The sequence below is a fragment of the Methanoregula boonei 6A8 genome, from assembly GCF_000017625.1.
In the GTDB taxonomy this organism is placed as follows: domain Archaea; phylum Halobacteriota; class Methanomicrobia; order Methanomicrobiales; family Methanospirillaceae; genus Methanoregula; species Methanoregula boonei.
On record NC_009712.1, the window covers coordinates 2081386 to 2105733 of the forward strand.

General features: G+C 51.9%; 22 protein-coding genes. 8 read left to right on the plus strand and 14 right to left on the minus strand.

Annotation, left to right across the window (positions count from 1 at the left end; all coding sequences use genetic code 11):
• The first annotated feature begins 226 nt into the window (after window positions 1–226).
• The 4 genes from MBOO_RS10475 to MBOO_RS10490 all read left to right on the plus strand — a co-directional run bounded on the left by MBOO_RS10475 (window position 227) and on the right by MBOO_RS10490 (window position 3532).
• The gene (locus MBOO_RS10475; RefSeq protein ID WP_012107580.1) at window positions 227–1114 is read left to right on the plus strand and encodes an ABC transporter ATP-binding protein; all 888 of its coding nucleotides are present in this window, start codon (window positions 227–229) and stop codon (window positions 1112–1114) included.
• The gene (locus MBOO_RS10480; RefSeq protein WP_157677678.1) at window positions 1098–1934 is read left to right on the plus strand and encodes an ABC transporter permease; all 837 of its coding nucleotides are present in this window, start codon (window positions 1098–1100) and stop codon (window positions 1932–1934) included. Before MBOO_RS10475 ends, MBOO_RS10480 begins: the two co-directional genes overlap by 17 nt.
• Before the next feature lie 18 nt (window positions 1935–1952).
• On the plus strand, window positions 1953–3092 hold the full coding sequence (locus MBOO_RS10485) for an ABC transporter substrate-binding protein (RefSeq protein ID WP_012107582.1): 1140 nt from the start codon (window positions 1953–1955) through the stop codon (window positions 3090–3092).
• A gap of 200 nt (window positions 3093–3292) precedes the next feature.
• A complete protein-coding gene (locus MBOO_RS10490; protein WP_048068451.1) occupies window positions 3293–3532 on the plus strand; it encodes a hypothetical protein in 240 nt (79 codons plus the stop codon).
• Between the two features lie 651 nt (window positions 3533–4183).
• Here MBOO_RS10490 and MBOO_RS10495 read toward each other — a convergent pair.
• Window positions 4184–4837 (minus strand): DUF4399 domain-containing protein, encoded by a 654-nt coding sequence (locus tag MBOO_RS10495; RefSeq protein WP_157677680.1) that lies wholly within the window; start codon window positions 4835–4837, stop codon window positions 4184–4186.
• A gap of 121 nt (window positions 4838–4958) precedes the next feature.
• The gene (locus MBOO_RS10500) at window positions 4959–6146 is read right to left on the minus strand and encodes an FtsX-like permease family protein (protein WP_157677682.1); all 1188 of its coding nucleotides are present in this window, start codon (window positions 6144–6146) and stop codon (window positions 4959–4961) included.
• 338 nt (window positions 6147–6484) lie between these two features.
• Between MBOO_RS10500 and MBOO_RS10505 the strand changes: the two genes are divergently transcribed.
• Complete coding sequence (locus MBOO_RS10505) at window positions 6485–8254, plus strand: PAS domain-containing protein (RefSeq protein ID WP_012107585.1); 1770 nt, start codon at window positions 6485–6487, stop codon at window positions 8252–8254.
• Between the two features lie 548 nt (window positions 8255–8802).
• On the opposite strand, the gene MBOO_RS10510 is transcribed toward MBOO_RS10505, so the two are convergent.
• From MBOO_RS10510 to MBOO_RS14090, 6 genes are all read right to left on the minus strand, one after another.
• Window positions 8803–9513, minus strand: a complete 711-nt coding sequence (locus MBOO_RS10510) for a flavodoxin family protein (protein WP_012107586.1) — start codon at window positions 9511–9513, stop codon at window positions 8803–8805.
• A gap of 54 nt (window positions 9514–9567) precedes the next feature.
• Entirely contained in the window at window positions 9568–10980 is a 1413-nt protein-coding gene (locus tag MBOO_RS10515; RefSeq protein WP_012107587.1) for an MFS transporter, read from the minus strand.
• A 74-nt stretch (window positions 10981–11054) separates the two neighbouring features.
• Window positions 11055–12197, minus strand: a complete 1143-nt coding sequence (locus tag MBOO_RS10520) for an aldo/keto reductase (RefSeq protein WP_012107588.1) — start codon at window positions 12195–12197, stop codon at window positions 11055–11057.
• 115 nt (window positions 12198–12312) lie between these two features.
• Window positions 12313–13290, minus strand: a complete 978-nt coding sequence (locus MBOO_RS10525) for a 2-hydroxyacid dehydrogenase (RefSeq protein ID WP_012107589.1) — start codon at window positions 13288–13290, stop codon at window positions 12313–12315.
• 115 nt (window positions 13291–13405) lie between these two features.
• Window positions 13406–14059, minus strand: coding sequence for a tetratricopeptide repeat protein (locus MBOO_RS10530; RefSeq protein ID WP_048068454.1), 654 nt, complete (start codon window positions 14057–14059; stop codon window positions 13406–13408).
• A gap of 251 nt (window positions 14060–14310) precedes the next feature.
• The gene (locus MBOO_RS14090; RefSeq protein ID WP_012107591.1) at window positions 14311–14448 is read right to left on the minus strand and encodes a hypothetical protein; all 138 of its coding nucleotides are present in this window, start codon (window positions 14446–14448) and stop codon (window positions 14311–14313) included.
• Between the two features lie 227 nt (window positions 14449–14675).
• Between MBOO_RS14090 and frhA the strand changes: the two genes are divergently transcribed.
• The gene (gene frhA, locus MBOO_RS10540) at window positions 14676–15992 is read left to right on the plus strand and encodes a coenzyme F420 hydrogenase subunit alpha (protein ID WP_012107592.1); all 1317 of its coding nucleotides are present in this window, start codon (window positions 14676–14678) and stop codon (window positions 15990–15992) included.
• A gap of 74 nt (window positions 15993–16066) precedes the next feature.
• On the opposite strand, the gene MBOO_RS13995 is transcribed toward frhA, so the two are convergent.
• The 5 genes from MBOO_RS13995 to MBOO_RS10560 form a co-directional block, all read right to left on the minus strand.
• A complete protein-coding gene (locus MBOO_RS13995) occupies window positions 16067–16204 on the minus strand; it encodes a hypothetical protein (RefSeq protein WP_157677684.1) in 138 nt (45 codons plus the stop codon).
• A gap of 11 nt (window positions 16205–16215) precedes the next feature.
• Window positions 16216–16719, minus strand: coding sequence for a hypothetical protein (locus tag MBOO_RS10545; RefSeq protein ID WP_012107593.1), 504 nt, complete (start codon window positions 16717–16719; stop codon window positions 16216–16218).
• Window positions 16720–16946: 227 nt separating this feature from the next.
• Window positions 16947–17561, minus strand: coding sequence for a hypothetical protein (locus MBOO_RS10550; RefSeq protein WP_048068456.1), 615 nt, complete (start codon window positions 17559–17561; stop codon window positions 16947–16949).
• Window positions 17562–17622: 61 nt separating this feature from the next.
• A complete protein-coding gene (locus MBOO_RS10555) occupies window positions 17623–18132 on the minus strand; it encodes a hypothetical protein (protein ID WP_012107595.1) in 510 nt (169 codons plus the stop codon).
• Window positions 18133–18321: 189 nt separating this feature from the next.
• Entirely contained in the window at window positions 18322–18558 is a 237-nt protein-coding gene (locus tag MBOO_RS10560; protein ID WP_012107596.1) for a hypothetical protein, read from the minus strand.
• Between the two features lie 243 nt (window positions 18559–18801).
• Between MBOO_RS10560 and MBOO_RS10565 the strand changes: the two genes are divergently transcribed.
• Complete coding sequence (locus tag MBOO_RS10565) at window positions 18802–22650, plus strand: tetratricopeptide repeat protein (protein WP_232385652.1); 3849 nt, start codon at window positions 18802–18804, stop codon at window positions 22648–22650.
• 519 nt (window positions 22651–23169) lie between these two features.
• Entirely contained in the window at window positions 23170–24000 is an 831-nt protein-coding gene (locus MBOO_RS10570) for a hypothetical protein (protein ID WP_012107598.1), read from the plus strand.
• A gap of 120 nt (window positions 24001–24120) precedes the next feature.
• Here the strand turns inward: MBOO_RS10570 and MBOO_RS10575 are convergent, their stop codons facing one another.
• Window positions 24121–24315: a hypothetical protein gene (locus tag MBOO_RS10575; protein ID WP_048068458.1), complete on the minus strand. Its 195-nt coding sequence runs from the start codon at window positions 24313–24315 to the stop codon at window positions 24121–24123.
• Window positions 24316–24348 lie beyond the last annotated feature (33 nt).

Sequence of the window (24348 nt, forward strand, 5' to 3'; positions counted from 1 at the left end):
TGCAACAGCGGCCGGATCCCGGATTCTGATAGTGAAGTTTTGAAAAATTGCCGATATCATGAGGGTTTTTAGGAAATTCTGCCAGATTTTGCTGGTTTATTAACCACCATATTGTGTCCTGCCCTATGAAGTTAGGGGAGATCTATGCAACCAGGGATCACTCTGACAAAAGAAGGGAATTAATCCAGAGAGAATTTGAGAAAAAAACCACGAGTTTGAGGGAATTATGTCGAAGATCGAAGCAGTGGACGTAACAAAATCGTTCACCTCCCGGGGGACCGGAAAAACCGGATCCAACGGGAACCATACGGAAACACAGGCACTGGGGGGGGTAAACCTTACTATCAGTACAGGTGAATTTCACGTGATTCTGGGGCCCAGCGGGTGCGGCAAATCGACGTTTCTTGATATCGTCGCCGGGCTGTCAACACCTACTTCCGGTGAGATCCGAATCGATGGCAAGCCGGTCATCGGTCCGGGTACGGATCGTGCCGTTGTCTTTCAGCAGTATGCCCTGCTCCCGTGGAGGACTGCTCTTGGCAACGTGGAGTTCGGCCTTGAGAATATCGAATCCGACAAGAAAGAGCGTGTGCGGATAGCCACGAACTTCCTCTCCCTTGTCGGCCTGAGCGGTTTCCAGGACCACTATCCCCACGAACTGAGCGGGGGCATGAAACAGCGGGTCGCCATTGCGCGGGCACTTGCCCTTCATCCCGATATCCTGCTCATGGACGAGCCGTTTGCCGCGGTGGATGCCCAGACCCGGGAGATCCTCCAGCGCGACCTCCTGAGAATCGCTATTGAAACCCAAAAAACCGTCCTGTTCATCACCCATAGTATCGATGAGGCGGTCTTCCTCGCAGACAGGGTGTCCGTGATGACAGCACGCCCGGGGAGAATCAAACAGACCGTTGAAGTTCCCCTGACCCGTGCCGAGCGGCTTGACGAGGATGTAAAAGTTTCAGATGCCTATGTAAAGACCAGACACTATCTCTGGACGCTTCTCAAGGAAGAGGTAATCCGGTCTCAGGACGTATGCGGCAAATGCTCTGTGGAGACCTGCACGTTCGGCCACCGGGTCACCGCGGGAGGTGCCGATGACCACGGAAACTGATGCAGGTGCACCTGTCCGGCAGAACTGGATCGGAAACGGGTGTTCCTCACTGGGAAACTGCTCCCGTAAATTCATCCACGTAACGGGTGCCATCTTCGTTTTCCTGCTTATCTGGCAACTGGCGCCCTATTTCGGGTTGATCAATCCTATCATTATCCCCGTGCCGACAACGATCCTCCAGAAGATGATCCAGCTGACGCTCTCGGGAGAACTCCTCACGAATATCGCAGTCAGCCTGGGCCGGGTACTGGTCGGGTTTTTTATCGCCCTTGCGGTGGCACTCCCGCTTGGATTCCTGCTGGGGGGCTGGTTCAAGTCCTTTGAAACTGCCGTAAACCCCCTACTCCAGGTACTGGGCCAGGCAAACCCGTTCACGCTCTTCCCGGTCTTCATCACCCTTCTCGGAATCGGTGAGCTCTCCAAGATCAGTATCATCTTCTGGGTCTGCCAGTGGCCGGTGCTCTTCAACACGGTCTCCGGTATCAAGAATGTGGACCCGGCGATCGTGAAGATGGCCCGGTCCATGGGGATCGGAAAGTGGCAGATGTTCAGGAAGGTGCTCCTTCCGGCAGCAATGCCCTCGGTCTTCACCGGGATCCGCATGAGCGCAGTTTTCGCATTCTTCATGCTGATCGGCGCAGAGATGATTGGCGCAAGCTCCGGGCTCGGGTACATGATCCTCCAGGCACAGGCTACCTTTCAGATGCCCAAGATGTGGGTCGGGATCGTAACAGTTGCCTTCCTGGGTATCCTGTTCAACTGGATACTCCTCCAGATCGAGAAGAAATTCTCCGGCTGGAAAGAAGAACTTGTAATGTAACTTTAAGGTGATTATCACATGACTCCAAAATTTCACAACAGGAAAAAAGAGCTTGCCGTAATAGCGGCAGTATCCCTCTTCATCCTGCTTTTCCTCATTATTGCAGGATGCACACAGAATAGCAGCAGCACGAACTCCGCAGGATCCTCCGGTGCAGTAGCCTCGGTTTCATCCGGGGTAAATTCTTCCTTCTACACGATCCGGGCAAACGTGAATAAGGACTGCTCGGGAACTCCCTGGTATGTCGGCGTGATGAAAGGCTATTTTGTTAGCGGCGGCATTAATTTCGTTGACGCCGGTGCCCTTGACTGGTCTCTCCAGCCGGCAGCTCTCGTCTCCGGACAGACCGACGTGGTGGATGAACACCCCAACACGCTCATCGATCTTAAGCTTGCAGGAGCCAATGTCACTGGTGTCGCACTCAGCGGGCAGGAACCCCCTGAGGGCGATATAAGTGAATACCACATGCAATGGCTGGTTCTCAACAGCAGTCCCTACTATACGATTCAGGATCTCGTTGCAAACGGTCACAAGCCAAAGATTGCCGTCGGTGCACTGGGTATCTGTGCGGACCTGGAGAATAACGCATGGTTCCGTGCGAATAACCTATCAAACACGAGTTTCCAGTACGTCATAATGCCCGATCCGCAGCAGGAAGCAGCTCTCCGTTCCGGACAGATCGATGTTGCAGTCCTCCACCCGCCATTCTATACAGCGGCTGAAAAACATGGCGGTGTCCGGGTCATTACGACTAGTTATGATGCATTCGGACCGCAGGCGGGTACAACCCTGCTTGTCTTCAGAGATGCTGACATCCAGGAACACCCGGATGATGTAAGAGCGTTCATTAAAGCGTACAAGAATGCGGAGAGATGGTCTGACAACCACCTGACAGAATCCGGTATACTGACTGCCGGTGTCATAGGGCTTTCCAATGCAACTCCTCACTACTACAGTCAATCGGGTGCAATTACGGATGACGAGATCCAGCCGTGGATAGACGCAATGGTTGCAGACGGTGACATTGCGCCGGGACAGTTCAAACCCTCGGATCTGTATACGACTGAGTTTAGCGATACGTGGGTAAATGAAACCGCGGTCAATGGACCGGATCCGGTTGATCCCTTCCCGAGCCTGGAAAAGAGCACATACGACTGAACGTACGAGAATTGCGGGTTCATCCGGATAACCCTCCGGACCTGAACCGATTTTTTCTCATAATCCGCCTGATGAACGGGGAGCATATCCCTCCCACATTTTCCCGGAAATGACAGGCCGTCACTTTGGTCGTCACCCTGCAAAGGATGTCGACTGGTCCGCAAACAGCCGGGTCCCGACAAGGGCGGGGTGAAGGAGAAATGAAACACATAATCAAACGAACCGGCCCAATCGGGGCAAAGGTTTCTGCACTCCTCATTTTTGCGGCAGTGTGCCTGGCGTTACTGGCGATTATACTGCTTAGTGTAGGAGTATATGAATCGGTCTCGAACCCGCAGATGACACGGGATGCGAGCCAGGTATGCTCTTTTGTGCCTGAAAATGGTGGCCAGACACAGGAGGGGATCTCCGGTCCTGTGGCCAATGTGACCGGCAGGTAATCGTGACCACGGTACTGCGGCAAATTCCTTATTCTCCATGATTCCGGAACGATAGCAGGTTATCAGCCGTCTGCAGATTTTTGCCGGTTTTTCACTTTTGAATACTGTGAATATCAGCAGCAGACATCAATCAGTACTTCTCTACTTACTCCTTCCCCTTATGGGATAAAACCGCTCTGCCCTCAGAGATGCATTCCCACCCCTCAATCCGGGGCCGGAACGGGCTTATTTTCTCCCCATCGCCCGGTGGTGAACACAAAAATGGATCCATTTTATCCACCACGGAAATTCTCCACACTATTTGAGGCGAAAATAAGAAACCCGGTCAAATTGCAGGGAGTTCTATTTTCCCTTTAGTGGTGTTCTGGACGGGGTGTTTTTTTGGTCGGACTTTGTATTGTCTGGTACCTGATCGGGCCCCCCGAAGGCCATTGTGGATCAGAATCCGGATTGGGGGGTGCGCCGGAAAATGTGGGGTTATTGGTCCAATCTGAAATGAGTGAAGTACTGGATATAGCAGAACCACCCCGGTCCGTGCGGTCCCGTCTTTTTGTCGGGTGATGATATAGTACTGCCGTGGAAACAGCTATCCCCGGTTACACACCACAAGGCCTGAAATGATAAAATAAAAAAGGGAATCTTTTCCGGGTTTTATGATGATGACATCGTACCCGAAGGGGTACCGCTGTTCATGGTCATGTTTCCTCCCGAACCACTGTTCATGTTCATGCCTGAACTTCCGGTCATGGAGGCCGCCGGCGTGCTTACCGGGGTGGCTGTTTGGTTGGCCGGCACTGCTGCTGCGCCCGGCACGGTAATGACCGTGATGGTCTGGTATACCGGCGGTGAAAGGGGGGTCATATCCTTGTTCACGAGTTGTACAGAGAAGGTATGGGTGCCCGGCTGGACATTGTGCCAGGTATAACTGGTGCCATCCTGCATCTGCCAGGTACCGTTGGCGGTTACTGCCATCTCCCCGGGAACGGTCGGCACCGGAACGTCCATGTACCAATGGATATGCCCTGTACCAGCCTGGTTCTGCTCGTTATTCATACTGTTCATATCCGTGGACCCAAAGGAGACCGCGAAATTACTGACCTGGATATTCAGGGTAACATCGCTCCCGGTGATCGTTGCATTGTCCTGGGGCGAGGTGATCACCACTTCAGGGGGAGCCGAAGTGGTGCAGCCGGCAAAGGCGATAACTGCGGCCAGAACGGCGAACACGACAATGACTGAGGGAATTTTAACCGCCCGGATCACTTTTCCAGGATATACGCTGCACGGCAGAATTGTTGTTTTCATTTTTGTTCTCTCATCACGAAAGCGGTAAAATTGATTTAAAAACATTTGTTTATTGCTTTGCACTTTTGCGGGGGGGTCCGGAGGAGAATACATATCCGGCGTATCAGTCATTTCTTCCCGGTTATCGCTTTTTTTCTGCATCCCGGATATTCTCATACGCTCCGGAACGCACGATACGGATTGTGGGATATAGTGAAGTTATCCCGCTAATCACAAGGGTGAGGATAAGGGTACTCCCCACAGCGAACATAAGCGTCAGGGGAGGTGGAATGGAGAGTGGGATCTGCAGCGAAACTGCGATGAAATCCTGGAACGAGACAAGTATAACTGCAGCTGCACAAATGCCGACGACACTCCCGATTACCGATGCTGAAAATGACTCGGCAAGGATGAGACGGAGAATGAACGATTTTGTTGCGCCCAGCGCCCCAAGCAGAGTGACCTCCCGTTTCATCTGTCGTTCAAGCATGATCGATATAACACCAAGGACCACAAGCGACAGCACTGCTACGGCAACTGCTATTTCCTCAAGGATGAGGGTAATGCCGGAAAGATGCCGGCTTACAATGGTGGAAAGAATATTCGGCGTAAGGATCCGGGTCCCTGGGATCTGCTCCTGGATGAGGGATCCCACAGACTGGGGATCGGCCCCGGGATCCAGCTGCACAAGGACCATTGAGACCTTCCCCCGGGGGATCTCCAGAGGTTGTGCGGCTTTTTGGCCGGATCCATCTGCCATGGTATAGGCATCCTCGATCCGGATGAATGCCGCATAATCGATCCCCCGCATGCCGGTAGGTCTAAGTTTCCCGGTTATGTGAAACGTATGTCCGTAAAACCAGAGATCCGAACCAACGGAACCGTTAATCAGGCTCCCGATGATAATGTCGTCTTTTCCAAGGGTAGTACTGCCATTATTGCCGGGGCGGGGGATCATGCTGAAATCATTGGCCGGGTCGATGGCGATTATCTGGACAAAATCCGAACAGCAGGGCTGTCCGGATAACGTTGCTACCAGTATTTCGGGGCTTGCGTTTGCCACTCCTAGAATCCGGGAGATATTCCGGCTGTCCGTATCATTAAAGAAGAACATGGCGGGCGCACCGGTGAGGAGACTGTTCTCACCTTCGGAAAGGGAACGATCGGGCACTACCATGAGATCGGCATGTAACCATGCCGTGCCGTGATCGAGACCCTCCGCTGCCCCGCTGTCCAGGTACTGGGCGGAAAACAGTGTTGCGGCAATGAGTGTGAAGGCGATTATCACTGCAACAGCCCGGCACTGGTGGCTTTTGAGGTTGCGCACCATCAGCCTTAAAAAATTAAACCGGGGTGAATCGCGTGTTACATTCATCATCTCCCGGTCCTAGAATCAGACGGTATTTTCTGTTTTTGAAATGGTTGCCGGATCCGGATTCTGATCATGTGAACTGGTTTCATAAAGCATTTCGTAATACGACCATGGTTGACCATAACCGGAGGAAAATCGGAAGATTGCGGCAAAAACAGTAAAATTGGCGGGAAACGGGAAATTGAGGCAAAACATGACACAAAATCGGGGTATTTTATCCCCTGGCACGTATGTTACCATCACGATAGTAAAAAGGAAAAGCGCCGGTCTCCTGTGAAACCGGAACGGAACTTCCCATGAAGACCCACGATGCCGAACTCCGCGTGATTAAAGATCTCCTGCGCAACAACCCGAAGGGTATGAAAATTACCCGAATTGCCCGCGATCTTGCGATGAACCGGAACACGGCCGCAAAATTCCTCGAGATCCTTCTCATGACCGGGCAGGTCGAAGTGGTCGAGCACGGGAAGTCAAAAATTTTCATCATTTCGCGACGGACAAGTATCCCGACGATGCTGGATCGTTCCGCGGATTTTATTCTCGTCCTGGACCAGGACATGAAGATATCAGAGGTAAACGATAACTATCTGAAATTTGTGGGACGGGCACGGGGGGATCTTCTCGGGAAACGACCGGGCACCACCGGGCTTCCGGTCATTGGCAGGCAACCGGTCGTTGAAAAAATCCGGGAAGCTCATTACGGGGCCGATATCCGGACCGAACTACACGAGGTCCTTCCCACGGGGGAATTTTACTTTGATCTCCGTATAACTCCTACCACGTTTAACACCGGGAAAAGGGGAATAACGATCATTATCGGGGACATTACAAGGGAGAAGAAGAGCGCGATCTCTGTCAGGGAAAGCGAGGCGAATTTCCGGACCTTGTTTGGCGAGTCCCCTGTTGGCACTGCAGTCTTTGATTCCGCTGGAGAACTCGTGAATGCAAACCCGGCATTTCTCAGACTGGCCGGTGTGAAAACCCGGGATGAAATCGGTTCCCCCAACCTGTTCTCCCTTGAAGGGATCCCCCCCGGGTCGCGGGATCTCCTGAACACCGGGAAAAAAGTGAGATTTGAATCAGATACCGGTTTTGATGGTGTGAAGGATACTGGTGCCGCCCCCGGCATCGGGCCGGAAGGTATGGTCTTTGACGTTCGGATAACGCCGGTAAAACTTACCCTGGGGGAGCAGCAGGCCGGCTATCTTCTCCAGATCCATGAAAGCCAGGCCGGGTTCCGGCGGATTATTGACCATGCCCCGGATCTTATTGCACGGTTCAGCCGCGATCTGAAGTACCTGTATGCCAACCGGGAGATTGAGGTGGTGACCGGGATAACCGCGGGCGAAGTTATCGGCAGGACGAACCGGGATCTTGGGATCCCGCCCGAAACCGCCCTGCTCTGGGATGAGACCATACAGAAGGTTGTTACTACCGGAAAACCGGTGTCGTTCGAATTCCCGCTTCCCCACTGCGATGAACTTCGCTGGTACCGTACGAGTTGTGCTCCTGAACGAAGCGGGAGCGGCGATGTTGTTTCCGTTATTACGGTAACTCGTGATATCACCGGGCAGAAAGAGCGCGAGTCTGATGCCGCGCAGAACAGGAAGCTTGTGGAAGAGGTTCTCTCCTGCATTGATGATGCCGTCATTCTCGTAGACTCGCGCACTTCAACAATTTCATTCGTAAATCCGGCGGTCACAAAAATGTTCGGGCACTCGCGGGAGGAGTTGATGGGAAAAGACCCGGTGCTCCTGTTCGGCGCCGGGGGATCGATCCCGGGGTATCCCGCGAACCTGACGGAGATTTCCGGGAACAGTGAGTTCTGCGAGATAGAATCCCGGATGAAACGAAAAGATGGCGAGAAATTCCCCGTATCCCTGCTCCTCCGCTCTATCTGCGATGATGCAGGACAGACAAAAAACATTGTTCTGGTTGTCCGGGACACAACCGGACGGAAGTGGGCAGGGGAGGGGAACCTGCAATGCACTCCGTGGAACCCGAATGCCTCCCAGTATTCCCGTATCTTTCCCGCAGATCCCTTCAGGCACGGGCAGGCAACGTAAATCCGGTAGTGAGTCCCCGCCGGGGGGAAATGTGCACCGCGGGACCAGCGGAAACCTGATCTGCCCATCCCTTATTACCAGAGCACCGGATATAACCGGGGAAACCCGGTGCCTCAGGCCTCTTTGGAATGCCGTCGGTCCTTCCGGGACACGTGAACTTTTGCAGTAATCGTCTTTGGCGCGGTGAGCCTTGCAACAACCTTTTTGATGTAAAATTTATCTATTGCTGACATAATCCTGTAGTTTCCCGGCCAATGCCCTTTTTCAGGAGTCCCTCTACTGAGCAATTCCCCGACCAGGCGCTTTGATCCAAGGGTATGCATACACATATCCGTCCGGCGATTCCTGCGGGGATTTGCGTTATTTTCATGCCTGTTCTCTCAGCAAGAAGGCGGTAAAATTGATTTAAAAACATTTGTTTTATGCTTTACACTTTCCCGCGTGCAGATCCTTCCGGGGGGCAAAATCTGCCGATATCCTTCCAAAGACCCTTGTTCGGCGTGCACCCCCGGCAGGGTAGTATGCCGGGAAAAACGGGATTGTGCCCGTCAGGGCTGGTGTTTCAGGCTGCAGGCAAGGCGCAGCGAGGAGTTGACCATGTCCACGAGGTCTTCCTGCGTGTACGGGTTCTTTTCTATCTGCTCCCAGTCTTTGGTCGTGTCCTCGTTATTCTCCCCCACCCACGAGGCAATCGAAACCTCGGGGCTGTGAAAGCCCAGCCACGCAAAGAAGTTGAGGAGATTTCCTGCCACGTGCTGCATGCCGTCCACGTGCCCGATGATGATCAGGCTCACCACCTTGTTTTTAATCATCCGGTTCCCGAACCACGAATACTGGTTCTCGATGCAGTTCATCCGTTCGATGAACTTCTGGACAAGGGCCGAGTGGTTGTTCCAGCGGATGGGAGTCGCCAGAAAGAGAACATCGCAGTCCAGCACCGCCGCGTACACCTTGTCCATCTCGTCGTCCTCGTACTTCATCGTGGACTGGCAGGGATAGGTGCAGTCTGCGGGGTTTTCCGAATAGTTACCTTCGCAGTCGTAGATTTTAAGATCCTTTAACCGGAGGAACTGCGTTTCGCACCCGAGATCCTTGCACCGGTCGAGTGCCCGGAGAAGCAGGCGTTCCGACTTGGACATGCCCGGCTCCTGCCGGCTTGAACCGGAGATCCCGACCACGCGGGTGCCCTTCACGTTCGCCGGGTCCGGCGCCGTAATCGTTCCTACACCGATCTTCCGTCCGACTAGGGGGGATGGCATGCGGTACTGTGAGGAATACGAAAGGATATTGTTTGTCCCAAAAATGCCGGGCAGTTACCGTTTGTAGGTGACCATGGCCGCCACCACACAGCAGAGACCGCCGGCATACATGGCATTTGCAAAGATCGGCGGGAGCATCCCCGCCCCGGCATCGAGAACAGCGCCGGTGTAGCCAAGCGCATTGAGCTGGAGGACCAGAAGGATGCTTCCCGCGGAGATCCCAAGCAGGATCCCGAGGTCCTGGAGGATCACGAGCAGGCTTGATGCGATCCCCGCCTTTTCTGCCGGGAGCGACCCCATGATCTCGATGGTGTTTGGGCCCTGGAAGATCGAGCGGAAGAGGCCGGCAAGGATGAGCGCTATCACGATGACAAGGACGCTCTGCGTGGCAAACCCGTACCCGCACAGGAAAAACCCCCCGCCCATCCCAAGCACACCTATGGCGGGATAATTCTTTGAGGGCCGCTTATCATACGTCCTGCCAAAAACGGGGGCACTCACGATCATGGCCACCGGCATCACAAAGGCCACAAGGCCCACCTGCAGGGGTTTCCAGCCCATGACTCCTTCGAAGTAGAACGGCAGGATGATGATGAGAATGAAAGTGGCAACAAAGTACAGGACAAGACTTGCCGAGGGGAGCACGAAGCGCCGGTCGGAAAAGAGGGAGAGGTCCATGAGCGGATTTCGGGCAGACCGTTCGCGGAGCACAAATGCGGCAAGCGCAGCGAGGGTAAAGACGGCGTACGCGGAGAGAGAGGTCATATTCACCGGCGGGTTTGCCAGTTCGTTGACAAAGAGGGCAACGCCTGCCATCAGCGCGATAAAGAGTGCAATCCCGGGGCTGTCGAGCTTTCCGATTTTCGAACCGGTCTCCTCCAGTTTCAGGTAGCGCACAGCGGGAATGAGCATGACGATCCCGATAGGGACGTTGACAAAAAAGACATACGGCCAGCCAAGGGCTTCCACGAGCACGCCGCCAAGGGCCGGGCCGATAATCAGGCCAAGGCCGACCGTGGCTGTCACGTACCCGAGCGCCTTACCCCTCTCGTGCAGGGGGAAGACCTGCATGATGATGGCCATGGAGATGGACATGAGCATCGCGGCCCCGATCCCCTGTACGATCCGCGAAAGGACGAGCAGGGGGAGTGTGTGTGCAAGCCCGCAGGCAGCAGAGCTTGCCACAAAGAGGGCCATGCCGCAGATGTAGAGCCGGGCCTTGCCAAGCACCGGGGAGAGGGTGCCAAAGATGAGCACGGTAGCAATGATCGTGATGATATAGGCTGTTGCAATCCACTGGGACTGGCCCAGCGGCACGTTAAAGTCGCTGGTAATCGTCGGAAGCGCGATGGCAACAATATTGTTGTCCAGCACGGCCATGAAGACGCCCACGAGGATGACAAGGAGGATGGGGATGCGGTACCGGTGGGCAAATTCCGCAGGAGTAAGAGGGGGAGTCTCGGTCATGGCTGATCACGGACAGGTTGTATACGATATCGGGGTTAGGAGGAAAAGACCCTGCCGATCCCGGGAAAAAGAGGTTATTTCCCGAAAAATTCTGCAACCTCTTTGAGGTGCTTTCTGATCGGGAGGCCCTGGGGGCACTTTTCCTCGCAGGCCCCGCATTCGGTGCAGCAGGAGGCATATGCCGGGATGCCCCCGAAGATCCCGCTTAAGGCCCATCCGTAGATCCCGCCGGCGTGTTCCTTTGCGTCGTAGATGTGCGCCTGGTTGTAGAACTCAAAGCACTCGGGAATCCCGACCCCGTTCTCGCAGGGGGTGCAGTACCGGCAGCCGGTGCAGGGGATCTTCACCCGTTCTGCGAGCGCCTTTTTCACATTAGCGATAACGGCAAGATCGTCTTTTGAGAGCGAGCCGGCCTTTCCCTGTTCTGCGCAGGCAATATTTTCAACCACCTGCTCCATCGCAGACATGCCCGAGAGCGCAACAGTGACTTCAGGATGGTTCCAGACCCAGCGCAGGCCCCACTCCACAGGGGTGCGCTGCACGGGGGCATGTGCAAGGATATCCTTTGTTGCCGGGATCTCTTTTGCGAGAAGCCCTCCCCGGAGGGGTTCCATCACCACGATCCCGATGCCTTTCTTTGCCGCATACTGCAAGCCTTCGGTTCCCGCCTGGTACTGTTCGTCCATGAAGTTGTACTGGATCTGGGCAAAGGTCCAGTCATAGGCATCTACGATCTCCTTAAAGAGCGGGAGGGCGGCGTGGAACGAGAAACAGGGGTACCGGATCCGCCCGTCGTCTATTGCATCGTCGAGGAAGTCGAGCACACCCGCTTCGCTTGTGGCCTTCCAGGTGGCCGCGTTAAGCCCGTGGACGAGATAGAAGTCGATATGGTCGGTGGCAAGGCGGGCAAGCTGCTCGTTGAGGTACTTGTCCATGTCCCCGGGTTTTGTGATCAGCCAGCTCGGGAGCTTGGTGGCGAGCATGACTTTCTCGCGGTAGCCGTCGGCAAGCGCCCGGCCCACGAATGGTTCGCTCTCCCCGTTGTGGTAGGGGTACGCGGTGTCCACGTAGTTGACACCGTGGTCGATGGCGTACCGCGCCATCTCTGTTGCAAGCGGTTCGTTTATCTGCTGGTTTTCGAGCACCGGCAGGCGCATACACCCGAACCCGAGGATCGATATATCCTGGTGGACCTTAGGGAATCTCCTGTACAGCATGGCTTCTCCTTCCCGTTCGTACGAAAAATGACCTGTGGTGATAAAAAGGGGGCAGGGTGCGAAAGGCCAGTTAGTGCCCCGGAGGATACCAGGGTGCGGTGGCGGGAGGAGAGATCTACGGTACCCTGCGCCGGGTCGTTGTAGGATCGTTTGCGAGATACCGGGGCTTTTCCCCGGCCGCATACCGTTTCACATTCTCTGCAAAGGCCCGGGAAATACCCTCGTACGAGACGTCCGTGACCCCTCCGGTATGGGGAGTGGCGATCACGTTCTCTTTAAAGATCGGATGGTTCGGGTCCACCGGCTCCTCCCAGAAAACATCAAGACCGGCGCCGGCCACCTGCCCGCTTTTTAGTGCTGTAAGCAGGGCATGCTCATCAAGGAGGCCGCCACGGGCCACATTGATGAGATAGACCCCGCGTTTCATGGCAGCAATTTCGGCTTTGCCGATAAGGTGGTACCGGTCCGGCGTGTAGTTGAGCGAGAGCACCACGTAGTCGGCCCCTGCCACAGCTGCGGGAAGTTCGGCAAGGGTATACCGGCGGGCGATCTCTATGCCCGGCACCGTGCGATCGGCATGGTCGTCTGCAGTCACGATCCGGACCTGAAAGCCGGCGAGCCGGCGGGCCAGCTCCCTTCCGATCCCGCCCAGGCCCACGATGCAGACTGTTTTTCCCCGGAGCGCCACACCTTCGGGGGAACCCCACGGGAGGGGTTTGTTCTCTTCCCGTGCCCGGGCAAGCCGGTTCCAGTTCCGCGAGAGCATAAGCATGAAGAGGATGGCGTGTTCGGCAACCGATGCGGCATTGCCGGACTCTTCACTGGGGATACGGGCCACCCGGATGCCGTTTCTTGTGGCCGCTTCGATGTCCACTCCCTCAAGGCCCACCCCGAACTGCTGGATGAACGCAAAATGCCCCTTTTTCATGAGGGCCTCGTCTACCCGGTTGACGGTCGGCACGACAATATCTGCATCCGCGATATGGGAACCGATCTGGTCTGGCGGGAAGGCAAGGATCTCGTCGTCCGGGAGGAGTGCGGCCAGCTGCTTCCTTGCCTCGGGGAAGCCCTCGCCGCAGAAGAGGATCTTCATAGGTATTTTTTATTCGCGTTCCCGGGTGATCAGGGCATCGGTTCCGGCGGGAACCGGGGGGTCTTCCCGTAGCCCGGAAGGAGTTCTGGCAGGTGCAGAAAAACCTGTGAGTCCCTTATGAGGAGGTCCGGAGTGATGCAATAAGATTCTGCTCGTCGCCACCAGCCTCGTACTGGTCAGCCGCGAGCGTCCGGGCCGAGACTACCGCGGAAAGCCGGGGGTCGAGCTTTTCTGCCTGTGCATACTCGTCCATGGCTGTCCGGTAGGTGTCCAGGGAGTCAAGGACAACGGCATGCTGTTCCTGGTACTGGGTGGCGGCAAGCACAAGGTTTGCATCCCCGTCCCGCAACAGGATCTGTGCGTTCTTTGGCTGGACGGTAAGTGCAGAATCGTAATACGCGATCGCCCCGGGGTAATCCCCGTTCCAGGAGGAGAAATCCCCCATCCGGACAAGGACATCCGGGTCATTGGGGTACGAGGCGAGCAGCTGGCGGTAGATCTGTTCGGCTTCCCCGGTCTGCCCGGACCGTATCAGGGCCTCGGCTTTCTTTTTTAACAGGACCGGATCGGCAGGGTTTGCGGCCAGGGCATCGTTATACAGGGTAAGGGCCATGTCGGACTGGTTGGCAAGCATGAGGGCATCTCCCGCCGTGGCCTGGCCATCCTGCACGATACCTGCCGGTGTCAGCCCCGGGGCAAGAAGCGGGACGATGATGACAACCCCGGCGATGAGCGCAACAACCAGGAGGAGGATCCATTTCATCTGCATGGTTCGCGGGTGCATTCCCCGGCAAGGGGATGCACGTACCTACCATCATCTCCCGGTTCATGGGTAATTAACCCGGCGCTTTTTTGCCGGGGACCATCCCGGATTTCTGTACCGTAGTAAAAACCGAAGGATTCCGTTGTGAAAAACCGGGCCTTTGTCCCGGACCGGGGCATATGGCACCGTGCAGGAGATCTCTTTAGGATATGCCCCCGTAAAAGGAAAATAAAAGAGTCAGAATGGGAAAAGATGGCTTACTTGAGCTTTTTCTCAAGTTTCTTGAGCTTCTTTTTCGCGCTGTCGCTGCCGGCTGCTGCCTGCTTTGCGAGTTCTTCTGCCTTGACCTTCTTTGCCTGGTTGAGCTTGGTTAACTGTTTCTTGCTGGTTGGCATTCGTTTACCTCGTAACGCCTTATACAGGTTCTATTTGCCTTTTCTCCTTCATAAAACATCCCTGCGTATCGCGGTGAATGCAAGTGAGAGAGAGAACAGGGGATCACGGCCCCCGGGATCCGGCCCGGGAGGGTATTTTCTGCAGGCGGGCTCTTTGTTCGCCCTGATGCAACTGCCTGCAGCATCCCAAACCCTTATTATTCCCGGGAATAGACTCCCCGGTTACCATGACCCGGGTCATTTCCATCTCGCCAACGATACGCCATGAAGGTAAGTCGGGACTCGTCCTGGATGTTGACGAAAAGGGGATTGTTACCCGGGGGGACTGGGTCGGGTTGTCACCGGTCCGGGGGATCGAGCGGTTCTGTACCGGAAAGAAGATGCACCAGGTACCAAAGATTGCCTCCCGGACCTGCGGTATCTGCCCGGTGCCCCATGTGCTCGCGGGCGTCGGGGCCATGGAAGCCTCGATCGGCTGCGAGGTCCCAAAAGACGCTCTCCTCCTGCGCAGGATCATCCATAGTGCGTCGCGCCTCTCGGTCCATGCCCTCCACGCCTTTATGGTGCTCCCGGACCTGTATTACCCCGGCACCGATACCCGGATCAACCCATACTCCCCCGAGCCCCGGGCCCGCGCCATCGCAGACCGGATCCAGCGGATCCGGGAGATCGGGCAGGACTGCGTGCAGATAGCGGGCGGCGAGGCGATCCACCCGGGCAACCCCCGGGTGGGCGGGATGTACCGCAATATCTCCCCGCAGGCAAAAACAAAACTCTTCGATCTGGCAAAAGAGGGAAATGTCCTTGCCCACGAACACCTGGACTGCATGCTTGCCCTGATCCGGGATTTTTCCCGGCGGGAGTGGGTGGAGATCGGTGGCGCCCGGGTGCCGGTCCCAAAGAACCTCGGATACCACAACCAGGGCTATCTTGCCACGGACCCGCTGTACGGCACCTCAAGCCTTGAGGAGCACCCGTCCTTTGACCTTGCACGGTATGCGGAAGTATCGCCTGAACACTGGTACCGGGGGCCGGGGGAGGTTACGTACGGGGATCCCACCTATCCCGGGGGCGGGACGTTACCTGAGGGGACCGCGTTTGATCCCGCACGGGAGATGTGCCCGGCCGTGCCCATCTATGACGGGCAGCCGGTCGAGGTCGGGGCTGCGGCACGGCTCCGGCGTTTTTCGAATTTTGACGAGAAAGGCACGATCGGGCAGCTCGTGGCCCGGCAGATGGAGTGCATCCCGGCCGTAACCGAACTGGAGGACTGCATTGACCGGCTCAATCCCGCAGGGGCAGTCCGTGCGGGCACACTTCCCCCCGGCGACGGGAAGCCGGGCTGGGCAGCAAACGAGGCCCCCCGCGGGACACTGGTCCACATCACCCGGGTCAAGGATCGGAAGGTCCGGTTCTTCAAGATGATCGTTCCCACGTCATGGAACATGCCGACCGCCGGCCTTGCGCTTGCCGGTTCGCCCTGGCAGCTTGCCGAGTTTGTTATCCGGGGCTACGACCCGTGCATATCCTGTGCGTCGCACTAACAGCGTGGCAAAGCCGTGATGTATCCGGTTAAAAATAAGATGGGCAGGGGAATTGTCCCCTGTCCTTTGTTCGTTTACGCTTTTCTCTCTCCTTCGGACTCTTCCATGTGGTCGAGGACCCGGTCCCACATGACCAGGAGACCGGGGATTATCACGTAGGCGAGGAGGCCGGTGCCGAGGAAGGCCCCGGTGATGATGAGCGAGGTGTCCATCGCGCTCACCTTCAGGCAAGGGCGGGAACCCCGTCCGCCCAGGTCTCGACCACGGTCTGGATGGAGTCGTCCTCGTAGGACGAGAGCGAAACCTGCTGGCGGGAGAACGTCAGGATGAAGATCTCCCCGTTTGCCACATGGCACTTGAGGGTTGCCGAGAACCGGTCGCTCTCGATGTTGTGTGCGGGGACTCCGCCGTGGGCGGTGATGTTTGCGGTGTTTGCAAGCACCGCGGCAACACCTGCCTTGTAGCCGGCAACCGTGGCATAGCTCTCCGAGCCGTTGCCGATCACCTTTCCCTCGTTGTCCTGGTACACGAATTTTGCCGTGTAGGTTTCCCTTGACTTTTCTACGGGCGGGTGGCTTGCGCCCGCGCTCATATACGATACACACCCGAACGGGTTGTTCAGGATGACGGACTGGATCAGTGCGTTGAATGCGTCCACGTCCTCGAACGGTGACGCAAGTGTGCGGACCGAGCTCTTGACTGCACTCTTTGGTGTGAAGTCTGCCATTTTTCTCACTTCCTTTGTTTTTTCTGTCGCGGGGCGCCCTTTGACATACAATCATAGGATTTGAAGGGATAAAGGCCTGAAAAAGCGGAGGAATCCGGGGAAAAATTACGGCTGATTTGAGGATCCGGACATCCCGGCGTGGAGCGGAGTTGAACGGAGCGTTAAGGAGAGGTATTTTGCCGACCAAACTCTCCCAAAAACCCCGCGATAGAGAAAACGCTGGCCGGTCAGCTCTTCAGCAAATCCACCAGGGTAAAGAGCGTGGTGTTTTCCACCTGATCCCGTCTTCCTGTCACGATAAGGAGGTACTGGCTGCCGGGCTGGAAACCATGCTGTGAGGTATCGACCGTCCACGACCACATGTTTGCGCCACATCTTCCGGGGCTGACTGCGACCGTAGCGGCGACCCCCCCGCTGCAAGGGTTCACCGAATCATATGAGGGTGGAGTTTCTGTTTTTGCACAGGGTTGAAAATTGGAAGACATTACGGTAAGGGAGAGATTTTCCCCTGCTGCCATGTTCGTGGTTCCCGTAAAGGTGATCCAGTCCCCGGCCGCGTGATTGGCCACGGGATCGATGGTAATTATTGGGACATTCGAGACATTTCCTGAACCGGACATCAGAGGGCAGGGGGTTGAATCCGGGAGTTCCAGCGATGCAGGGAGAGACAGGGGGACGGCAAGGGTGCTCGCATTTCCCGGGAGGGAATTTTGCCCGGATGAGGGGGTGATACAGCCGCACGCAAGCACCACGCACAGGAGAATGAGTATAACCGCACAAAGGGGGCCAAATCCTCCCTGCAGCAGGCAGAGAGTATTGTTTGATACAGGGCGGGCGGGCATCACTTCTGTTTTCCTATTTTTAATTTATTTTTCATTCCATATACTTTTCCTGTAAAAAAAGTTAGTCCTCCAGCGAGGAGGGGAACCGGTGGTCGTATGCAAGACCGCCGGGGTAAACCCGGTAATATCTCCAGCCGCAGGCCGGGGAATATACCCAGATCATGATCCGGCAGTGCAGCCGGGCGGCCATCGGGCAGAGATATTCCACGGCACCGGGGTAATCGGTGCGGAGCCGGGCCGCGCTCGGGACCGGCTTTCTCGCGCTGATGACAAGCACGAGCAGCGGGTCATCCTTACTGAACGCGATGATGCTGACCGGCAGGGGCGATTCGGCGAGCCGGACCGGGACATACCCGTGTGCGGCAAGGATCTTGAGTGCTTCATGGACGTGGGCAGTGTTCCTGCTGTACCGCTGAGCGGTACCTGCCTCATTCCCTCCCGGGGCAGTGTGCAGGATAACGGTTATTTCACCTGCGACTGCTTCGCAGGGGTTAATCCGGTTGCTGTACGAGGCACCGGATGCAAGAGCACCCGGGGCAATCACATCCTGTTCGTTGATTTCTGTTGTCATGGGGAATCCTCCGTTTCTATTCTGGCCCGTGACCCGGGGCCAGGGTACCCTCAAGGGAATGGCAGGAAGGCAGGCGTACTCTAACCTGCCCGTACGCAAAACAAACGCCGACCCGGTAAACGAAACGTGTACTATCGCCAGGGCATACGCTGCCAAGCGATCACAAACCCATAACAACCGGACCGGCGGTCAACGACGTATAAGAAGAGAGGCGGGTGAAAGGATCCCGGCCCGGGCACCCGACGGTACTGCCCCGGCACCGGCAATCAGGTACAATGTTGCTTTTCCGTTCTCAAAGAGCCCGAAGAGGCCGCAGGTCAGGGTCATGAGGACAAAGCAGGTCTTCGCGAAGCGGCGGGCGGCCTTCTTCGGGTACCCGATCTTCGCGAGCTTCCTCGTAACCTTGGTGCAGAAATCCAGGCTCATAGTGATTATTCTTAAAATGATAAGGGATATTATATAGTCTGCGATAGATTCGAATATTTTGGTAGTTATTGGGGGGATCAGAGGCTGAAACAGGGCCGGATGGATATAACCGGGAGGTTAGCTGAATGGGGGGGCGCTGGTAAGTTACGGTAAATTTTGAGATTACAATGTCATTGGATCCATTTTTGTAAAAAAATCGAATTAAGAAGTCCTAAATAGTATAAAATTATTAGAATGACATTAATGATTAATAGAAAATCTAAGGGACTATTAAAGGTTTTTATTAGTTCTACATTCCGAGACCTTCAAGCCGAACGACAACAATTATATGAAAAATTGAGTGAATCTATTAGCCCAGTGGGAATGGAATTTTTCATTCCTGATGGGAAGACATCTCATGAAATCTCATTGCTGGATGAGGATCAAGGATTAAAGAACTCAGATATAGTAATTTTTTTAATTTCCCCATATTATGGATCGCTGATTGAAAAATGTAATATTCCCACTTGTAAAGCGGATTGTCCCTTAAAAAATGGAACGAAACAAAAAATTTCATACACACATTGCGAATTTAAATTTGCCAAAGCGGAAAATAAGCCATTTTTGATATATCGTTTTGATGCAGAGTCTTGGGATTTACTTCAACCCCTATACCAAATGGAAAAAATTGATTGGGATAGTAATAATCCAATTTTTAAATTGAAGACGGTTGAAGAGATTAAAAAATTGCACGCTGCGAAAGATTATATTATTGATTTTAAAAATGAAATTGGCTCAATATTTGGCCCAAATTTGAATAGTGAATCAATATCTTTGATATCTGAACATTTAGCGGAAAATATTGTAAAGTGGTATTATGAGGGAAGGATTGCTTTCCAAGAATTTTATGGACGAAAAACGGAATTAAAACAACTTATAGAAAGAATGAATGAAAGTATTGAGGTCTATGGGGTTGGTGGAATCGGAAAAACCACCCTCATCCATGTGGCACTTCTAATACAAATGTTAAAAGGGAGAAAGATACTTGCCATTGGGAAAAAACAATCTTATCTTTCAGGATCCGGGTATAATTTGTTTAAGGAAAAATGTCCGAATGTAATGTATGAGATTACAACGGATAGAATCACACTTAATGATATAATTGATGCACTTAAATTTAGAGAGGTCCATAAGATAGAAGGATTAAATGATAAAATTCAGTTAATCCTATCAAAAATTACTACAGACAAATATTTAATTTTTATTGATGATTTTCATCTTGCAGATCAAACTGTCAGACAATTAGTAAAGGAATCCAATAATTTTATTATTTCCGCAAAAAAGAAAAGTGGCATTACACGAAATGAAGTCCCCTTATTGGGGATTAATGATCCTGAAAGAAGTGCATTAATTAAATTGATCTCTCAAAGATTTGGTAAAAACTTAAAACCGCAAGATATCCAGAGAATTTCTGATTTTTCTGAAGGGCATCCAATAACAATGGAAATATTGATAAGGAATATAGAAATTATAAATTTTGAAAAGTTAAATGACTATAAAAAAGACGTCTTGGATTTTTCGAATTCCGAACAAGTGGAAGAATTTATCAATCGTGTTATAGAGGGTATTCTTTCAAGAGAGGCATTCACCCTTTTAAAAAATATAGCTATGATAAATACTGTTATCGAATCAAATATTAGTCTGTATGTAGTTGAAAAGGCATTTAGAGATCCACCATCCGCCAAATATTTTGTCGAATTAATTAATTCAGGAATACTAACCAAAAAGGGGAATGAGGAGGGGTCATATCTTTTTACCTTTAAACACATCCAGGATGCAGTTCGTGAAGATACCGAGCAATATAATAAAAGCGCATTATCGTATTATGAGAGTAAAAGAATCTGGCTAAAAAAATTTACAATTGATGATGAAATTGAGAGATTTTCTCATCAAATAAAATCACGTAGCTCCATTAATTATTTAAAAACATTCAATAGATTGGCGAGTAAAGTTAGTCCAATAAATTTTGGATATAAAAAGCTTATTGAAATTGGACTCTCTCTAAAAGAACGAACAACAATAGATGATGAGAAAGCAACACTATGTAATAATATAGGAATATTAGTTGGGGATTTAAATCATTATCGAGATGCTAAAGATTTGTATAAAGAGGCCATTGATATATATCGAAGATTATCAGAACGAAATCGGGAATCATATACTTCCAATCTTACCACTGCTTTAAATTGTCTTGGAAATTTATACTTGAATATAAACAAACTTGATCAGGCAAAAGAATGTTACGAAAATGCCTTAAAATTGTTGAAGGGTCTAAACAATAAAACAATAAATTCTGAATTGGGCCAAATATCTAGCATTCTCACAAACTTAGGGATCGTTTATTCATCAATTAATAGACCTTATGATGCAAAAAATTCCTTTTTAGAAGCATTGAGAATTCAAAGGATTATGGCTAAAAAAAACCCAATGGGACATTTACCTACAATTTCAAAAATTATAATGAATTTGGGCAATTTATCCTCGTTTTTAAATGATTATGCGGATGCGCTAAAGAAATATAAAGAAGGCGTTAAAACTGCAAAAACACTAGCGAAAAATAACCCTGCCCAATATTTAATTTTATATGGGTTATCTCTAAATTCAATAGGATCATTATACGATCGGTTACATAACGATAAAAAAGTTGAAGAATATTTTACGTTATCCGTAAACATTCTAAAGGATTTATCCGAAAAAAATCCTGATGCTTATCTACCAGATTATGTTCAAATTTTGACTAATTTTGCGAATTATTACTTAAAATCAAATGATATTGTAAAAGCCACAAATTATGCAGAGACTGCCTTAAATCAGGCAAAAATTTTGGCAAAACGATGTCCAGTTGCATACAACCCATTACTTGCTCAAATACTCATAGTCTATGGGGACCTGTTTTCCCAACTTAATCGTCCCGATCATGCCTCCCAATTTTACAATGAAAGTTTGGTATTATTATTGGAATTAAATCAGCAAAGTCCCGGAGCATATGTTAATAATATATCAAGTGTCCTACTTCAACTAGGAACGACGTATGAACAATTGAATAAATATTCAGATTCGCAAACAACATTAGACGAATGTTTAAACCTACGTACGAAACTTGTAACGTTATGTCATGATGCTTATCTAGATGATTATAATGATGTTTTATTGGCACAAATTTGTTATAAAGAAAAACAAAAAGATTTCAGTTATGTCGAATCTTTAAAAATATGTGAGGACTATGCGCGAGAATTACATAGTAAGTGCCCTCAAGCTTTCAAATTAAAGTTAGTGAACATACTCCAAATCAAGGGTAGATTGTATGCAGTACAGCATAACCCCCATTATAATATTATATTTAACGAATGTCTTCAGCATGCAGATGATCTAATAAAAATATCCCCAAATTCATTTACGCCGTATTATGGTGCACTTAATTCGTGCATCGGGTATTGCCATATGATTAATAATAATTTTGTTGAAGCTGAAAAATATTTGACTCGATCATTATCAATTTTAAAGGTTGGGTACATGAATTATCCAGATGTTTTTAGTATTGACTACTCAGATGCCCTAAATAATTTTGGATTATATTATTTAATTCGGAATCTCCCGGACGAGGCTGAAAAGTATTTGCAGGAGGCCCTACAAATTCGAGAGGATTGGACAAAAAAATGTGCTATATCATATAGTGCGGACTACTCAAATTCATTGAACAATATGGGTTACTGTAAACTTCTTCAGCAATTATCTAATGATGCAGAAATCTACTTAACTCGATCACTCAATATCCAAAAAGAACTAATTTTAACGAATCGAAATATTTTTAGCGAGGAGTATGCCCGACTGAAACGAAATCTTGGCAAATTGTACCTTGTAAAGAATAATTACCCCGAATCCAAAATTCATTTTGAAGAATCAATAAAGATTCAAAAAGAATATACAGAAAAATATCCGGATATATTCAAAATTGACTATCGAGAAACTTTAATTGCATATTCCGAATTACTTTCAAAGATGGGAATATCCGATGAATTAAGTAAGGTGACGAAATTGATAGAAGAATGTTGAAAGGAACATTATCGATTTGTAACCTTCCCCACTAGGTACATCAAGGTTAGCGTTGATTGAATGCCACCCCCCGTTCATCACGCTCAGGGATCCCCCTTCAAAAAAATCGATCACCACCCTCCCCCCCATTTAGGGGTCTGCAAAAAAATTGGCCGGACCCCCTTGACCCGATCATAAGGGGGACCCCCTTTGCATCTTCCAGTTTCAAAACCTTTGTTTCCACTGAAGTATCAGACGAGAGGGGATCGGGGGTCCCCCTTTACTCAAGGATCAAGGGGACCCTCTTAATGTGATCATAAGGGGGAATCCCTTGCAAAATTCGCGTATCGAACATACCCCCTCCGGCCCGTTTGGGGGTCTGCACAAAAATAAGCCGGACCCCCTTGAGCCAATGTGAAGGGAGGGCTTGATCCGGAAAACGGCAGGAATCTGAAAACAGGGGTCTTTATATTAATTCAAAAATAAAGATTCTGCGACGGAAAGAAAAACCCTTCTTAACGATTCGGATCAGTGACACCCATGGCGAGAATCATGCTCCAGAAAAACCCCCGGTTTGCCAAAATTCTGTTTGTCATTTTTATGGGCCTTGCCCTGTTCTGCGGAGCAGAACTGTACCTGTCCATGTCCGGCTCCCTCACCCCGGAAGCACTGATCCAGTCGATTACGATCTCCCCGGCAAACTTCCTCTTCCTTGCCGGGGGCCTTATCTGCCTTGTGATTGCAATTGGCAGCCTGCTCCTGTTTTCGGAATCTGATATCTCAATTTCGTCCCGGCAGGATGTGCTGGTACAGCGGGCGAATATGCGGTACGAATGGTGGAAGGAACGGTACAATGCCGAGATGCATCAACCCCCGGACTACACCTTCGACCGCAGGGATCTCGTGGACCGGGGAAATTTTTACCTCAGGATCTGGACGCTGTACATGGCATGCATGGGGATCATCTTCCTTGTCATCTGGTCGGATACCATGACCGAGAGCCCGGCTGCCCAGTATACGCTTGTCGGCATGATCATCGCCCTGCTTCCGGCCAGCTGGCTCCAGATCCGTTATACCCGGACTGCCGGGATGGTCGTGGGATATGGGGGCATAACAGAGGGTAACGCGTTTAAGTTCCTTGCCACTATCCGGGGCGGTCGTGGCTCCGGGCCCATTGGCATGGCCACAATGATTTTTGCCATCTTTGCCATGGGAATCATCTTCAGCGGCACGTTGTATTATCATCTCACCCTTTACGACCTGTTTACCACGTACATGTTCGTGCTCATCTTTGGGTTTCTCATAACCCTGGGAATTACGTACGCCAGATTCAGGCTCAGGGATGAGGTCGTGGAGAGGCCGGGGGACTAAAAACACATCCGGATCTCCCGGGTCAGCACCTGCGTTACGGAGAGAAAACGGGAGAGCGGTGGTCGCATGCGGTGGGAGGTTACCTCCGGGTCAATTGGATTTGAGGAGGTCCTCGCCCCCTTACTGCCCGCCCGAATAACAGACCTCGGGCCTGCCCCGCACGGTCACGCTCAGGGAAAGCGCCGGACAGGTCAGGTCCGAATCCCACTTCGCACACTCTTCTTTCCTGCACCGCAGCAGAACCGGACCCCGGCCGTGCCGCAGGGGCCGGCCGGTCTCTGCCGGGTCGCTGCACCAGTACTTCACGTCAGCCATGCATACCAGAACGGCAGGGGATTAGAAACCCTT

Bases quoted from the DNA above. Each gene is read 5' to 3' on its own strand.
- MBOO_RS10545 (WP_012107593.1), bottom strand. From the start codon at position 16,719: ATGGCAGACTTCACACCAAAGAGTGCAGTCAAGAGCTCGGTCCGCACA.
- MBOO_RS10515 (WP_012107587.1), bottom strand. From the start codon at position 10,980: ATGACCGAGACTCCCCCTCTTACTCCTGCGGAATTTGCCCACCGGTAC.
- MBOO_RS10530 (WP_048068454.1), bottom strand. From the start codon at position 14,059: ATGCAGATGAAATGGATCCTCCTCCTGGTTGTTGCGCTCATCGCCGGG.
- MBOO_RS10520 (WP_012107588.1), bottom strand. From the start codon at position 12,197: ATGCTGTACAGGAGATTCCCTAAGGTCCACCAGGATATATCGATCCTC.
- MBOO_RS10495 (WP_157677680.1), bottom strand. From the start codon at position 4,837: ATGAAAACAACAATTCTGCCGTGCAGCGTATATCCTGGAAAAGTGATC.
- MBOO_RS10555 (WP_012107595.1), bottom strand. From the start codon at position 18,132: ATGACAACAGAAATCAACGAACAGGATGTGATTGCCCCGGGTGCTCTT.
- MBOO_RS10550 (WP_048068456.1), bottom strand. From the start codon at position 17,561: ATGCCCGCCCGCCCTGTATCAAACAATACTCTCTGCCTGCTGCAGGGA.
- MBOO_RS10485 (WP_012107582.1), top strand. From the start codon at position 1,953: ATGACTCCAAAATTTCACAACAGGAAAAAAGAGCTTGCCGTAATAGCG.
- MBOO_RS10575 (WP_048068458.1), bottom strand. From the start codon at position 24,315: ATGGCTGACGTGAAGTACTGGTGCAGCGACCCGGCAGAGACCGGCCGG.
- MBOO_RS13995 (WP_157677684.1), bottom strand. From the start codon at position 16,204: ATGGACACCTCGCTCATCATCACCGGGGCCTTCCTCGGCACCGGCCTC.
- MBOO_RS10500 (WP_157677682.1), bottom strand. From the start codon at position 6,146: ATGGTGCGCAACCTCAAAAGCCACCAGTGCCGGGCTGTTGCAGTGATA.
- MBOO_RS10525 (WP_012107589.1), bottom strand. From the start codon at position 13,290: ATGAAGATCCTCTTCTGCGGCGAGGGCTTCCCCGAGGCAAGGAAGCAG.
- MBOO_RS10475 (WP_012107580.1), top strand. From the start codon at position 227: ATGTCGAAGATCGAAGCAGTGGACGTAACAAAATCGTTCACCTCCCGG.
- frhA (WP_012107592.1), top strand. From the start codon at position 14,676: ATGACCCGGGTCATTTCCATCTCGCCAACGATACGCCATGAAGGTAAG.
- MBOO_RS10510 (WP_012107586.1), bottom strand. From the start codon at position 9,513: ATGCCATCCCCCCTAGTCGGACGGAAGATCGGTGTAGGAACGATTACG.
- MBOO_RS10565 (WP_232385652.1), top strand. From the start codon at position 18,802: ATGATTAATAGAAAATCTAAGGGACTATTAAAGGTTTTTATTAGTTCT.
- MBOO_RS10490 (WP_048068451.1), top strand. From the start codon at position 3,293: ATGAAACACATAATCAAACGAACCGGCCCAATCGGGGCAAAGGTTTCT.
- MBOO_RS10505 (WP_012107585.1), top strand. From the start codon at position 6,485: ATGAAGACCCACGATGCCGAACTCCGCGTGATTAAAGATCTCCTGCGC.
- MBOO_RS14090 (WP_012107591.1), bottom strand. From the start codon at position 14,448: ATGCCAACCAGCAAGAAACAGTTAACCAAGCTCAACCAGGCAAAGAAG.
- MBOO_RS10560 (WP_012107596.1), bottom strand. From the start codon at position 18,558: ATGAGCCTGGATTTCTGCACCAAGGTTACGAGGAAGCTCGCGAAGATC.
- MBOO_RS10480 (WP_157677678.1), top strand. From the start codon at position 1,098: ATGACCACGGAAACTGATGCAGGTGCACCTGTCCGGCAGAACTGGATC.
- MBOO_RS10570 (WP_012107598.1), top strand. From the start codon at position 23,170: ATGGCGAGAATCATGCTCCAGAAAAACCCCCGGTTTGCCAAAATTCTG.